14 protein-coding genes are annotated in these 13895 nt (G+C 63.3%); 10 read left to right on the top strand and 4 right to left on the bottom strand.

The annotated features are described in order from the left end of the window. Nucleotides 1–358: 358 nt before the first annotated feature. Complete coding sequence (locus tag ABZN20_RS05230; RefSeq protein ID WP_367026987.1) at nt 359–769, top strand: hypothetical protein; 411 nt, start codon at nt 359–361, stop codon at nt 767–769. A 116-nt stretch (nt 770–885) separates the two neighbouring features. On the opposite strand, the gene kdpC is transcribed toward ABZN20_RS05230, so the two are convergent. From kdpC to kdpF, 4 genes are read right to left on the bottom strand one after another with little or no spacing between them, the layout of a single operon-like run. Further along, a complete protein-coding gene (kdpC, locus tag ABZN20_RS05235) occupies nt 886–1458 on the bottom strand; it encodes a potassium-transporting ATPase subunit KdpC (protein ID WP_367026988.1) in 573 nt (190 codons plus the stop codon). A gap of 14 nt (nt 1459–1472) precedes the next feature. Further along, complete coding sequence (kdpB, locus tag ABZN20_RS05240; protein WP_367026989.1) at nt 1473–3578, bottom strand: potassium-transporting ATPase subunit KdpB; 2106 nt, start codon at nt 3576–3578, stop codon at nt 1473–1475. A gap of 12 nt (nt 3579–3590) precedes the next feature. After that, nucleotides 3591–5354, bottom strand: a complete 1764-nt coding sequence (gene kdpA, locus ABZN20_RS05245; protein WP_367026990.1) for a potassium-transporting ATPase subunit KdpA — start codon at nt 5352–5354, stop codon at nt 3591–3593. Continuing rightward, nucleotides 5354–5443 (bottom strand): K(+)-transporting ATPase subunit F, encoded by a 90-nt coding sequence (gene kdpF, locus ABZN20_RS05250; protein ID WP_266022355.1) that lies wholly within the window; start codon nt 5441–5443, stop codon nt 5354–5356. The genes kdpA and kdpF overlap by 1 nt, the downstream gene beginning before the upstream one ends. A gap of 325 nt (nt 5444–5768) precedes the next feature. Here kdpF and ABZN20_RS05255 point away from each other — a divergent pair, with 325 nt between their 5' ends. The 9 genes from ABZN20_RS05255 to cax all read left to right on the top strand — a co-directional run bounded on the left by ABZN20_RS05255 (nt 5769) and on the right by cax (nt 13885). Next, a complete protein-coding gene (locus tag ABZN20_RS05255) occupies nt 5769–6161 on the top strand; it encodes a response regulator transcription factor (protein ID WP_367026991.1) in 393 nt (130 codons plus the stop codon). Nucleotides 6162–6501: 340 nt separating this feature from the next. After that, the gene (locus ABZN20_RS05260) at nt 6502–8346 is read left to right on the top strand and encodes a sensor histidine kinase (RefSeq protein WP_367026992.1); all 1845 of its coding nucleotides are present in this window, start codon (nt 6502–6504) and stop codon (nt 8344–8346) included. After that, a complete protein-coding gene (locus tag ABZN20_RS05265) occupies nt 8333–8962 on the top strand; it encodes a response regulator transcription factor (RefSeq protein ID WP_367026993.1) in 630 nt (209 codons plus the stop codon). Before ABZN20_RS05260 ends, ABZN20_RS05265 begins: the two co-directional genes overlap by 14 nt. A 303-nt stretch (nt 8963–9265) precedes the next feature. After that, nucleotides 9266–9481 carry a hypothetical protein gene (locus ABZN20_RS05270; RefSeq protein WP_367026994.1) on the top strand — a complete coding sequence of 72 codons (216 nt, stop codon included), beginning with the start codon at nt 9266–9268 and terminating at the stop codon, nt 9479–9481. Nucleotides 9482–9501: 20 nt separating this feature from the next. Beyond that, entirely contained in the window at nt 9502–10125 is a 624-nt protein-coding gene (locus ABZN20_RS05275; protein ID WP_367026995.1) for a DUF2092 domain-containing protein, read from the top strand. After that, on the top strand, nt 10122–11057 hold the full coding sequence (locus tag ABZN20_RS05280) for a hypothetical protein (RefSeq protein WP_367026996.1): 936 nt from the start codon (nt 10122–10124) through the stop codon (nt 11055–11057). Before ABZN20_RS05275 ends, ABZN20_RS05280 begins: the two co-directional genes overlap by 4 nt. A 134-nt stretch (nt 11058–11191) precedes the next feature. Continuing rightward, entirely contained in the window at nt 11192–11848 is a 657-nt protein-coding gene (locus ABZN20_RS05285; RefSeq protein ID WP_367026997.1) for a DUF4410 domain-containing protein, read from the top strand. A 155-nt stretch (nt 11849–12003) separates the two neighbouring features. Then, a complete protein-coding gene (locus ABZN20_RS05290) occupies nt 12004–12735 on the top strand; it encodes a hypothetical protein (protein WP_367026998.1) in 732 nt (243 codons plus the stop codon). Nucleotides 12736–12826: 91 nt separating this feature from the next. Continuing rightward, on the top strand, nt 12827–13885 hold the full coding sequence (cax, locus tag ABZN20_RS05295) for a calcium/proton exchanger (RefSeq protein ID WP_367026999.1): 1059 nt from the start codon (nt 12827–12829) through the stop codon (nt 13883–13885). Nucleotides 13886–13895: the final 10 nt, after the last annotated feature.

Genomic DNA, 13895 nt, shown 5'->3' on the forward strand with positions numbered 1-13895 from the left:
TGTCGGACTATGCCGTTCCCACGCCTGGGCTCTAGAGCGGGAGCAACCTGCTTTGATTTAATGGATCGTATTCCGCAGACGGCGCCGGGTGAACGTGCGGGGCGTGAAAATTCGCCGGCCTGGAGGGGGTGGATGATCGTGGGTCGTCGTCAGCCTACGGTCAGTCGCTTCGGTAGCGGAACGGCGATGGTCCGTAGATGGCCCTGCCGGAAGAAGAGATGAGGGTAGCCGTCGAAGGGCCGGGTTCTTCCGGATCAGCGAACGTGTCCTGCGGCGGTAGCGGGATGGGTAAAGGCAGTAGGCAAATAGAGTGCATATTTAGTGTAAGATTCGTGCATTCTACACTTGAGGTTCACTCATGACCGCTTCCCCTGCCGCCGAGGCGCCGCAAGCCTCAGGAAAAAATTACGATCACTTAGTCGAATCGCTGCGCGACCTGGACATGCCCGGTCCGGCTCTGTCGCCGAAACGCTTCAGCCAAGCCCTGAACATAGACCTTCAAACGCTGGCGGATCAAGCGCATGTCCACCGCAACACCATCAGCCGCGCGCCCACGTCACAGGGGGTGCAGCGGTTTCTGCGCGAAGCTTTGAGAGTCATCAAGGCCAGTACCGACATTTCCGGAGACGTGAATCGGACGTTGTTCTGGTATCGCAACGAGCCGCTCTCGCCTTTCGGCTACAAGACCGCCGAGCAACTGGTGTCGGAGGGACGAACGGAAGACGTGTTGCGGTACATCGCCTCGATCGAAGCCGGCGCCGCCGGATGATCCCGACCGCAGTCGGACGGACCGTCGCGTATCGGATGCATGTTCCCAAATGGGCGGTAGCGCCAACCAGCCAAGAGGAGAAAGGCACGAAGCCATGACCGGCCTTTCGACACTCATCACCGTGCCGCATCCAGCGCCAGGTTGAGCATCAACACGTTCACCCGCGGCTCGCCCAGAAACCCGAACTGGCGGCCTTCGGTGTGCCGCGCCACCAGTTCCTTGACCACCGATTCCGATAGGTTTCGCAGCCGGGCCACGCGTGCCACCTGGTAAGCCGCAGCCGCCGGGCTGATGTGCGGGTCCAGGCCGCTGCCGGAGGCGGTGACCAGATCGACCGGCACGGGCGCCGGGTTGCCGGGATCGGCGTCCCGCAGGGCCTGGACCCTTTCCTTGATGGCTTCGGCCAGCGCCGGATTGGTCGGCCCCTGATTGGAACCGCTGGACGCGCCGGCATTGTAGGCATACGGCGCGGTCGCCGAGGGACGGCTCCAGAAATATTTCGGATCGCCGAACGGCTGGCCGATGAGTTCCGAGCCCAGCGGTTTTCCGTCCTTTTCGATCAGGCTGCCGTTGGCCTGGTGGGGAAACAGCAACTGTCCCAGATGGGTGACCACCGCCGGGTAGAGAACGCCGGTGATCACGGTCCACACCAGCAGCATGAGCAGAGCGGGTTTGAAATGCGTAGTCATGGATTGGCTTTCCTTCAGACGAGATCCAGGGCGACGAGCAGCATGTCGATCAGCTTGATGCCGATGAAGGGCACGATCAGCCCACCGACGCCGTAGACCAGCAGGTTGTTCCGCAGCAATACCGAAGCGCCCACCGGCCTGTACGCCACGCCTGTCAGCGCCAGCGGGATGAGCGCGACGATGATCAGGGCGTTGAAGATCACCGCGGACAGAATGGCGCTGGCGTGCGTCGCGAGCCCCATGACGTTGAGCGCGTTGAGCGCCGGGTGGGTGGTCGCGAACGCCGCCGGAATGATGGCGAAGTACTTCGCCACGTCGTTGGCGATGCTGAAGGTGGTCAGCGCGCCGCGGGTCATCAGCATCTGTTTGCCGGTTTCCACGATCTCGATGAGCTTGGTGGGATTGGAATCCAGGTCCACCATGTTGCCGGCTTCCTTCGCGGCCTGGGTGCCGCTGTTCATGGCCACCGCGACGTCGGCCTGGGCCAGCGCCGGAGCGTCGTTGGTGCCATCGCCCGTCATCGCCACCAGCCGGCCTTCGGCCTGGTAGCCTCGGATCAGCTTGAGCTTGGCTTCCGGCGTCGCTTCCGCCAGGAAATCGTCCACGCCCGCCTCGGCGGCGATGGCCGCCGCGGTCAGCGGGTTGTCGCCGGTGATCATGACGGTCTTGATGCCCATCCGGCGCAGCTCGACGAAGCGCTCCTTGATCCCGCCCTTGACGATGTCCTTGAGCTCGATCACGCCCAGCGCACGGCCGCTCTCGGCCACCACCAGCGGCGTGCTGCCGCGGCGCGCCACGTCATGGACCAGCTTTTGCGCCGCCTCCGGAAACTGACCGCCCTGCTCCTCCACATAGGCGCGGATGGCGTCGGTCGCGCCCTTCCGGATCTGTCGAATACCCTCACCCCCGACCCCTCTCCCAAGGGGAGAGGGGAGATTTACGCCGCTCATCCGGGTCTGGGCGCTGAAGTGGACGAAGGTGGCGCCCAGGGAGTGCACGTCGCGTTCCCTGAGCCCATACTTCTGCTTGGCCAGCACCACCACGCTGCGGCCTTCGGGGGTTTCGTCCGCCAGGGACGCCAGTTGCGCGGCGTCCGCCAGATCCCGCTGGCTTATCCCCTGCAGCGGCAGAAACGCCGAGGCCTGGCGGTTACCCAAGGTGATCGTGCCGGTCTTGTCGAGCAGCAGCACGTCCACGTCCCCCGCCGCCTCCACCGCCCGGCCGGAGGTGGCGATCACGTTCTTGCGCATCATCCGGCCGATGCCGGCCACGCCGATCGCGGACAACAGGCCGCCGATGGTGGTGGGAATCAGGCACACCAGGAGAGCCACCATTACGGTGATCGTGATCGGCTGCCCCTCCCCGGCCGTTTCCACGCCGTAGATCGAAAACGGCAGCAGGGTCACGGTCGCCATCAGGAAGATCAGGGTGAGCGCCACCAGCAGGATGGTCAGAGCGATCTCGTTCGGCGTCTTCTGCCGCTTGGCGCCTTCGACCATGGCGATCATGCGGTCGAGGAACGCCTCGCCCGGATTGACCGTGATCCGCACCACCAGCCAGTCCGACAGCACCCGTGTGCCACCGGTCACCGAACTGAAATCGCCCCCGGATTCGCGGATCACCGGCGCGCTCTCACCCGTGATTGCGCTTTCGTTGACCGAGGCCACGCCTTCGATCACCTCGCCGTCGGCGGGGATGAAATCGCCGGCCTCGATCAGCACCACGTCGCCGCGGCGCAGGCTCGATCCCGTCACCTTGCTGTAGTTGGCGCCATAGCGCGGCTCGTCCAGCTTCTTCGCCATGACGTCGCGCTTGGCGCTGCGCAGGGATGCGGCCTGGGCCTTGGCCCGCCCTTCCGCCACCGCCTCGGCGAAATTGGCGAACAGGACGGTGAACCAGAGCCAGAGGGTAATCGCCAGGATGAATCCCGAAGACGCCTCGCCCCGGCCCGCCAGAGACTGGAAGTACAACACCGTGGTCAGGAGGCTGCCGACGTAGACGACGAACATCACCGGGTTCTTCAACTGCGTCCGCGGTGACAGCTTCCGGAACGAATCCAGCAAAGCCTCCGCCAGTATCCTGCGGTCGAACAGGCCTTGTTTCGCGGTTTGATGAGTCATGAACGATTCCTCTCATTTGGCGCCGATCATCGTGAGATGTTCGACGATGGGGCCAAGAGCCAGTGCCGGAATGAAGGTCAAGGCGCCGACGATGATGACCACGCCGATCAGCAGACCGACGAACATGGACGTATGGGTCGGCAAGGTACCCGCACTCGGCGGCACGTATTTCTTGGCGGCCAAGGCGCCCGCGATCGCCAGGGTCGGTACCGCCAGCCAGTAGCGCGAGAGCCACATCGCCAGGCCGAGCAGGGTGTTATAGAAAGGCGTGTTGGCCGACAGCCCGCCGAAGGCACTGCCGTTGTTGTTGCCCGCGGACGAGAAGGCGTAAAGGATCTCGCTGAAACCATGAGCGCCAGGGTTGGCCACCGAGGCCTTGCCCACGTCGACCATCACTGCGGCGGCCGTGCCCCCGAGAACCACCAGGGGCGGCACCAGGATGACGATGGCGGCCATCTTCATCTCGTAGGCTTCGATCTTCTTGCCCAGGTATTCCGGGGTACGGCCGATCATGAGGCCGGCGACGAACACCGCGACGATGGCGAACACGATCATCCCGTACAGGCCGGAACCGACGCCGCCGAACACGACCTCGCCGAGCTGCATCAGCCACATCGGGACGAGACCCCCGAGCGGCGTGAACGAGTCGTGCATGGCGTTGACCGAGCCGTTGGACGCCGCCGTCGTCGCCGTCGCCCACAGGGCTGAGTTGACGATGCCGAAGCGGGTTTCCTTGCCTTCCATGTTGCCGCCGGCGGGATCCAGACCTAAAGCGGCGAAGGCGGGATTGCCGCTCTGTTCGCCGAGCACTGCGACTAGAACCAAGGGAACGAAGATGAGCGTCATGGCGGCGAGGATCGCCCAGCCCTGGCGGGTATCGCCGACCATCACCCCGAAGGTGTAGCAAAGCGCTCCGGATATCAGCAGGATCGCCAGCATTTCCAGAAAGTTGGAAAAGGGCGTCGGGTTCTCGAACGGATGGGACGAATTGACGCCGAAGAACCCGCCGCCGTTGGTGCCGAGCTGCTTGATGGCGATCTGCGATGCCGCCGGTCCCAAAGCCAGCGTCTGCTCGCTCACGGTGATTTTCCCGGTCACCGGATTGCCGCTTTCATCCTGCTTCGGCTGCTCGTAGCCGGTGGCCTCGACCAGCGGAACGCTCCGATAGGGACCGAAGGTCTGCACCACGCCCTGCCCGATCAGCAGCAAAGCCAGGACGAAAGACAAGGGCAGCAGGATATACAGCGTGCCGCGGCTCATATCGACCCAGAAATTGCCGATGGTGTCGGCGTTCTTCCGGACGAAACCCCGGATCAGCGCCACCAGCACCGCCATGCCGCTGGCGGCCGACACGAAGTTCTGCACCGTCAGGCCCAGCATCTGGGTGAGGTAGCTCATGGTCGTCTCACCGCCGTAACCCTGCCAGTTGGTGTTGGTGGCGAAGCTGACCGCGGTGTTGAAGGCCGAATCCGGCGCGACGGCTGCCAAACCCTGGGGGTTCAAAGGCAGGAACCCCTGGCACCGCTGGAGCGCATAGACCGCCACTGCGCCCAGCAGGTTGAACAGCAGGAAGGCGAAGGCATAGCCGGTCCAGCGCATTTCCGCTTGAGGGTCGACGCCGGTGACGCGGTAGATGAAGCGCTCGACCGGCGCCAGCACGCGCCCTGCCGCGGACCGCCCCTCGTACACCGCCGCCATGTAACCGCCGAGAGGCTTGGCCAGCGCCAGCAGCACGCCGAGGTACACGCAGATTTGCAGTAAACCGTTAGCCGTCATCAGAATTTCTCCGGATAAAGGAGGGCGAACACGAGATACACGAAGATTCCCAGCGCGAGCGCCGCGCCCAGCAGATGAATCCAGCTCATTCCTTCCCCCTCAAATTCTCGAGGCCATAAACCAAACCGATCGTCACGATGAACACGCCGGCCAAGACGGCGAGATAGAAAACGTCCATAGCCCTGATCCCCTGCACATTGAATTTCAGACGAGAAAGCCTAGCGACTTAAGAATAAAGATGCCCTAAAGATGGTCGGGCGAAACGTAAAGGGGACATAAAAAGCCGATGCGAGCGGGTTCGCAAGGCGGCAGTCGCGGCAATTAGCCCATCGAAGCCGGAATCCCTCCAGCGGCAGCAGCGTTAGACCAAAGTCCAATATCGCCCAACTGGAATTCCCGCTACTGTCTTGCGCCATGAGCGAAACCCGCCCTGCCCTCATTGCGATCGTCGACGACGAAGAGGCCGTATGCAAGGCATTGCAAAGGCTGATGCGGTCTGCCGGCTTCGCGGCGGAAACGTTCAATTCCGGCGCGGATTTTCTCGATTCCCTCCGGACACGCTTGCCGCACTGCGTCATTCTCGATCTTCACATGCCGGGCACCAACGGCTTTGACGTGCTCAACCGGCTGGCGTCTGAAGGCGTGCCGGTCCCGGCTATCGTTGTGACCGGCAACGATACGGACGACGCCGGCGCACGGGCGCTGGCCTCCGGCGCCGTCGCGTACCTGCGCAAGCCCGTGGACGACCGGACGCTACTGGACGCCCTCACATTCCTGAAAAACAGGGATCGGCGCGCGACAACGTGAACCCGCGCCAGTGCGATTTACGGTCCCAATAATAGGTATCGCCCACATGCACAGCACGGCGCAAAGAGTCCCTTTCAGCCTGTTGGCCCTGACGGTTTCCGGCTGCCCGGCCGTAAAGTCCGGCAGCAACGACGCCAATACCCCGAGGCCATTCTGACGGGACGCGGACCCGGAAGCCGCTCCGCATCTCCGAATCAACCGTCCTGACGCCTGCGGCAGGAACGTTCTTGCGGATAAACTATCCGGCGTCAATCATTGGCGGCCGTTGTTGAGCGCGTACTCCTATCCCTCCTTCATGGCACAAGCGCATCCGATCAGCTGGATAACAGTGATATGGTCCATGGCGGGCTCAGCTTGCCTGATGCTTGCGGCCATGTATTTCATCGTGTGGCTCAAGCAGCGGGACCGACCTGCCTGCCTGCTGTTTTCCCTCCTCGCCGCATCGGTGGCGGGCATGGCCGGTTTGGAATTTTCGGCAATGCGGGCGGAAACCCCGTGGCAATTCGGCGAGATCATCTGGTCGGCGCACCCGGTGGCGCTGGTTCTGATCTGTTCGCTCGTCGGCTTCGTGCGCCTGCATTTCGATGCCGGCAGGACGTGGCTGGCGTATGCCGTCTGCGGGTCGCGCGGCTTGGTCGCGGCGGTGAACTTCGTGCTGACGCCGAACCTGAACTACCGGGAAATCACAGCCTTACGGTACATTCCGCTGCCCGGAGGAGAACCCGTCGCGGTTGCGGTGGGCGTGCGAAGTCCCTGGGCCGCGCTCGGCGATCTGAGCCTGCTGCTGACCCTCGCATTCGTCGTCGACGCAACGCTCACGCTCTGGCGCAGGGGCGGACGCGATGATCGCCGCCGCGCCGCCCTGCTGGGCGGGAGCTTCACCTGCTTCGTCCTGATTGGGGCCGGAAGCTCCAGCCTGAACCATGCCGGCATCGTCCACACACCTTATCTGATCAGCCTGCCATTCATGCTCGTGGTACTGGCCATGGCCTACGAATTGAGTGCGGACATTCTGCGGGCCGCGCAGCTCGCCCGGCGGCTGGAAATCAGCGAATCCGAACTGCGCGAAACCCAGGAACGCATGCATCTGGCGGCGGGCGCAGCCAACCTCGGGCTTTGGGTGTGGGACATCGTACGCGATCGGATCTGGAGCATGGAGCAAGGCCGAGCCCTGTACGGCATCCCTCCGGCGAAGCCGATCGATTTTGCCCGCTTTATCGCCGCAGTCCACGAAGAGGACCGGGAGCCGGTGCGGGCCGCCATCGCCAAGGCCTTGGACAGCGGTGGCGAATACGAAAGCGAATACCGCATCCTGCTGCCTGACGGAAAGGCACGCTGGCTCGCGGCCCGCGGGCGGGTGGAACTCGACGGCCGCGGCAATCCGCTGCGGATGCGCGGCGTCTCCATCGACATCACCCGGCGCAAGCTGGCGGAGCAGGAAGTCCAGAAGCAGCGCTCCGAACTGGCGCATCTGTCCCGCGTCACCATGCTGGGCGAGCTCTCCGGATCGCTGGCCCATGAGCTGAACCAGCCGTTGACGGCCATTCTCGCCAATGCTCAAGCCGCCCAGCGCTTCCTCGAGCGGGAGCCCATCGACATCGCGGAATTGCGGGAAATTCTGGGAGACATCGTCGAAGAGGACAAACGCGCGGGCGAGGTGATCCACCGCCTGCGCCTGCTGTTCAAGAAAGGCGAACTCCAGTACGTCCCGCTGGACGTCAACGCCCTGGTGGCTGACGTGCTGAAGCTGGTTCGCAGCGACTTGGTGAACCAGGGTATCGGTGTGGACGTTGAGCTGGCGCCGGCGCAGCCGACGGTGTTGGGCGACAAGGTGCAGTTGCAGCAGGTGTTGCTCAACCTGGTGGTCAACGCCTGCGACGCCACGGCCGGCCTGGATTCCGCCGAACGCCAAATCCGGATCGCGACGGAGGCGGCTACGGATCGCGGCGTCCGGCTTTCGATCTCCGACCGGGGACACGGCATTCCGGCGGAGGATCTGGAACGCGTGTTCGAACCCTTCGTCACGACCAAGAGCCAAGGGCTGGGTCTGGGGCTTTCGGTATGCCGCACGATCGTCACGGCCCACGGCGGCACGATCCTGGCCACCAGCGACTTCGGGCGCGGCGCCTGTTTCCAAGTGACGCTGCCGCGCTTGCCGGAGCGAACCGACGATGCTGCGGGCTGACAGCACCGTCTTCGTGGTGGACGACGATGCCGCCGTGCTCAAGGCCGTAGAGCGGCTGCTGCGCGCCGAGGGGCTGGAAGTGGCGGCGTTCCGCTCGCCCCGCGAATTCCTCGATTGCCACGACCCCGGAGTTCCCGGCTGCCTCGTGCTGGACCTTTCCATGCCCGACCTCGATGGCCTGGCCTTGCAGCGCGCGCTGGCGGAGCGGGGCGAGGCGAGGCCCACCGTCTTTCTCAGCGGACACGGCGATATTCCAGCCAGCGTCCGGGCCATGAAGCAGGGGGCCGTGGATTTCCTCACCAAGCCGGTGAACGATGCCGACCTGTTGGAAGCCGTCCGCCAAGCCATCGCCCGCGACCTTGGCGCCCGCGCGAAAGACACGGAAATGGCGGACCTGCGCAGCCGTCTGGCGACCCTCACCCCTCGCGAGCTGGAGGTGCTGGGCCATGTGGTGGCCGGCAGGCTCAACAAGCAGATCGCCGCCGATCTTGGCACGGTCGAGAAAACCGTCAAGGTGCATCGCGCCCGGATCATGCAGAAACTCCGGGCCAGCTCTGTAGCGGAGTTGGTCCGGATAGCGGTGCGTGCCGGAGCGGCCACCGCACCCGATCGCTGAACGGCGCTCGCGCCTCATTGCTCTGGCCGGAAACGTCAGCCGGATTGGACCAAAGTCCAATTTCGTTTTCGACTCTGCCGGGATAGAGTCCGGCAAGGAACACCGCAAGCACACTGTCCCGCGACATGCCACCCCATATCCATCGGCCGTCCTTGGACGGCTCGGAAGTCGGCTCACCGGGGCTCGCCTGCGAGGCATGGACGCAAGGTTCCACATAAACAAGAAAGTGTGAGAATGGGCCACCGGTCAACGATGGCGCGTACCGGTAAATTTCGACCCCGTATCATCGAAGGAGGCAGACCTATGAAGACAAAACCATGGCGCCCGGCAGCGCGCAGCGCGCTATACGCGGCGATCCTGGCGGCAACGGCGGGCTGTGCGGCGAAACCGGCAGCGCCCCTCACGGCAGAGCCGCCGGTTCAAGCGCCGGCGCTCCAAGCGGAAGCCGAGCCGGTCGAACCCAAAGACATCCTTCTGCGCATGGCCAACTTCCTGGCCAGAACGCGCGGTTCAGCGTAACCGTCGGCGCCGGCTACGACGTGCTCCAGGAATCCGGCGAAAAGATCGAGTTCGGCGAGAATTTGAAGATCACCGCGAACCGGCCGAATCAGTTGCGCGTCGAGGCAAAGCAAAGCGACGGCGATCAACACATGGTGCTGTACGACGGCAAGGACATCACGGCATTCACGCCTTCGCAGGGCGTCTACGCTCAGGCCTCCAAACCCGGCGGCATCGACGAGGCGATAATGTTTTTCCTCAAAGACCTCAAGATGAAACTGCCGCTCGCCGTGCTCCTGGTCAGCCGTTTTCCCGAAGAAATCGAAAACAGGACCCAGGCGCTCGACTACGTGGAAAAGACCGAGATCCGGGGCACCCCGGCCCATCACCTGGCCGGACGCACCGAATCGGTGGACTACCAGGTCTGGATCGCCCAGGGGGCCCGGCCCTTGCCGCTCCGCGTGGTGCTGACCTACCGGAACGCCGAGGGCCAGCCCCAGTTCCGGGCACAGCTCAGCGACTGGAATCTTTCGCCCGTCATCGAGGACGCTCAATTCACGTTCACTCCGCCCGACGGTGCGCGGAAGATCGCTTTCCTCGCGGAAGTACCCCAGGTCCTGCCTCAGGGTGCGATTGCTTCAAAGAAAACCGGAGGTCGGAAATGAAAAACAAATTCTCGATGGCCTTGACCGCAGGGGCCAGCGCTTTGGTCCTCCTGCTGGGAACCGTGAATGACTCCGCCGCCCGCGGATTCGGCGGTGGCGGTGGTGGCGGCGGCGGCGGTGCAGGGGGCGGCGGTTTTTCCCGTGGCGGTGGCGGCGGGTTTTCCGGTGGAGGTTTCTCGCGCGGTGGTCCCGCCTCCAGCGGCAGCTTCTCGTCCGGCGGGGCTGCCGCCGCGTCCCACTATGGCTCGGGAAGTGCTGGGGGCTCGGCTGCGTCACAACGGTCGGGGCAATTCCCGCAGACCCAGCAATCGGCTTCCGCCAGCCAACAGGCACGAGCTTCGAGCCGCCAAACGCAGCAACAGTCCATGCAGCAGTCGCGTTCGCAGCAGCAGCAAAATTGGCAGTCGACTTCGACCGAGAACCAGGCCCAGCGGCAATCGGCCTCCTCCCAGAATCAGGCCCAGCGCCAGCAGGCGCAGAACGAGAACGTCGAAACCCGGCAGCAGGGCGCCTCGAGCCGGACAGGTACTCGCCAATACCAGGCGTCCTCACGGACGCAAATGCGGGCTGCGAGCGGTGCGTATTACGGAGGCGGCTACTATCCGCCTCCGCCGCCGTCCGGCTATTACTACAACAGCGGCAACAACTGGGACAGCGGCGAAGTCGCGGCGGTCGCGGTCGGAGCCGCGGCCGTGGGCGCCATGGCGGGCGCCGCGGCGAGCAAGTCTTCATCGCAGGCAGCGTCGACCGCCCCGTCCTCCACGGTCGTCTACACCACGCCGCCTGCAGGTTCCCCAGGCCTTCCCTGCAATCCCAATACGGTCGTCGCCAGGGGCGTCACCTATTACCAGTGCGGTTCCAACTGGTACAACCAGGCCTATGGAAACAGCGGCGCCATGTATGTGCCCGTACCTCCGCCGCCGGGCTATTGAGAATGGCCCAGCGGACATGGAACAGCCCGCTCAAGCCGAAAACCAGCCTCAGCCTGCGGGCTGGGGCTGGGGCTGGGGCTGGGGCTGGTTTGCATTTACCAGCCATTTTTTGATTTTCCGTCGAGGATCCTTTCATGAAACTACTCGGACGCATCATTCTTGCTTCATTTGTCCTCACCCTGCTGGCCGGCTGCGCCTCCACCAATGTCGTCGCCCGCCAGGAGTACAAGGGTGGGAAGGTTGCCCGGCCCGGACAAATCTACATCTACGACTTCGCTCCAGAATCGCGCAATATGCCGGCTGAGCAGAGCGCGACCGAACGTCAGGTCGGCGCCAAGATTGCGCAGGTTCTGGTCGAAGAAATCCGTGGGATGGGACTGCCGGCGGAACGCGCCTCTGATCGAACGACGCCGCAAGTCGGCGACCTCGTGATCCGCGGCTACATCGTTTCCATGGATGAAGGCAGCGCGGCGAAACGCGTGGGCATAGGCTTCGGTTCCGGCGCTTCCGAACTGAAAACCACGGTCGAAGGGTTCCTGATGACCGATCACGGGCTCAAAAAACTCGGTTCCGGAACCCAGGACGCAGGCGGAAGCAAGTCTCCCGGTACCGCAGTGGCCGTAGCCGGCGCCATCGCAACCGCCAATCCCGCCGGCCTCATCGTCAGCAGCGTAGCCAAGGCACACGGAGAAGCCAGCGGCAGCAGCACGGTCGAAGGCCGGGCCGAGGACACGGCCAAGGAAATTGCCAAGGAGCTGCAAAAGAAATTCAAGGAGCAGGGCTGGATCTGATCCGGACCGAGGTGTCGCCAGCCAGGCTCCGGACGCCCCCTGTCCATCACCGAAGCCCGAACGCGTTCGGGCTCTCGCCATCATGTATGGAAATCTCTAGGACATTCCCTGGAAAGATAGCTTCTGTTCATTCGGCCCTGAAAGCACTGGGATCGGTGCTCTTGTCGGGTTCGGTGCTGACGGGCTGCGTCACGCCGGTTCCCAACGATGGGGCGGCCGCTGCACCGCAACGCTGGGACGATCTGCGCGACCTGCGCTACTGCGAAATCTTCCTGATCGGAGGAAATCCGGTCACCCGGAATCTCCAGGGTGCGGTCTATAACACGAGCTTCCTGAACGATCCCAAGGACTCCTGTCCGGACGCCGCATGGGTCAAGGTCGACCCAGAGTCCCTGAAGAGGCAATACGATGTGCTGGGGATATTCAAGAATGGCCCCCGCTACTGGACCAACGACTGGGTCTACACCCCGATCGGAGCCGAGCAATCCTTCAACGGCCTGAAGGCGCGATGGGTCACCGAGGTCAGCTTGCCTCGCGACATCGAGGTCGGCAGGAAAGGCAGCACCGCCTATAAACCGACCACGGTCGCGCGCAACTCGGAAATGGGATTCGAAAAAGGCAAAGCCGTGTTCATCCTTCAGGACCCCGACGGGATGCCGTGGGTGATGAAGAGTTATTCGCTCACCGTGGATCCGAACCTGAAATACGCCGATCTCCAAGCGCTCGGCCACCGGCTCAAGCTGCCGTCCGGCTGGCGATACCGGACCAGGATTCTGGACCAGGACTTGACGATTCGCGCCGTGAAGGGCGTTGCGCGTATCGTTCAGGACGATCTGGAAAACACCTACGACGCCTGCTTCGAAACGGCATGCAGCTATAAACCGTAAGGCCGCATGACACGTCCTGGACCCGCTGGCCCCCTGTGACAGGTGACGAGGGTCCGCCCCTTCCCTCCGACCCGCTGGAGAATAGAACTACATGAATCTGCGCTGGCTACTGACCTGCATTCCCATCGGCATCGCCCTGCACTACTTCGAGGCCAGCCCCACCCTGGTATTCATCGTTTCGGCTCTGTCCGTAGTGCCGCTGGCGGGTCTGATGGGGAACGCCACCGAGGCTTTGTCCCGTTTCCTCGGTCCCACTCCCGGCGCATTGCTGAACGCCACCATGGGCAACGCCCCGGAGATCATCATCGGCTTCTTCGCTTTGAAGCATGGATTGGTGGAAATGGTGAAGGCCTCGATCACCGGCACGATCCTGGGCAACCTGTTGTTCGGACTCGGAGTGTCCATCGTGGCCGGCGGCCTGAAGCGGCCGGCAGAAAAGATCGTCTTTGAAATCGATACTGCCCGCATATATGCGGGCCTGATGATGCTGGCGACCATCGCCTTGATCATCCCGGCGGTGTTCAATTTCAGCACGAATTCGGACCGTGAAATCAGCCTGCATATCGCTGCGATCCTGTTCGTGGGCTATCTGATCAGTGTCGGTCTCGTTCTAACCCAAGGCAATGCAGGCAACTTGAATGTCGCCTCGGAAGATTCGGAGGCCACCGGAGCGGACTGGAGCCGCAACCTGGCTTTGGCAGTGCTCGGGGGGGCGACCTTGGGCCTCGCGGCGATGAGTGAGATCATGACCGATGCGATCGCTCCCGCCGCCCGCTCGATGGGCTTCACACCCCTGTTCGCAGGCATCTTCCTGCTTGCATTGGTCGGCAACACCGCGGAGCTGATCAATTCCGTCCATTTCGCCCGGTCCAATCAGATAAGCCTTTCCCTGGGAATCACGGTCGGCAGCAGCGCGCAAACGGCACTCATGGTCGTCCCTTTACTGGTGTTTTTTGGAGCCGCCATCGGCCAAAACATGAACTTGCTGTTTTCCAGGTTCGAACTGGTTGCCATCGTTTTGACCGTCTACGCAGTCATCAATATCTTGCAAGCGGGATCGGTTCGGATTGGGGCCGGCCTGTTTCTTATCCTGGTTTATGTCATGTTCGGTATTGGATTTTACTATGCGTCGGCAGGCCTTGGCAGCTAGAAAGTGAAAA

Origin of the sequence: Methylococcus sp. ANG (assembly GCF_040730495.1) — a bacterium.
In the GTDB taxonomy this organism is placed as follows: domain Bacteria; phylum Pseudomonadota; class Gammaproteobacteria; order Methylococcales; family Methylococcaceae; genus Methylococcus.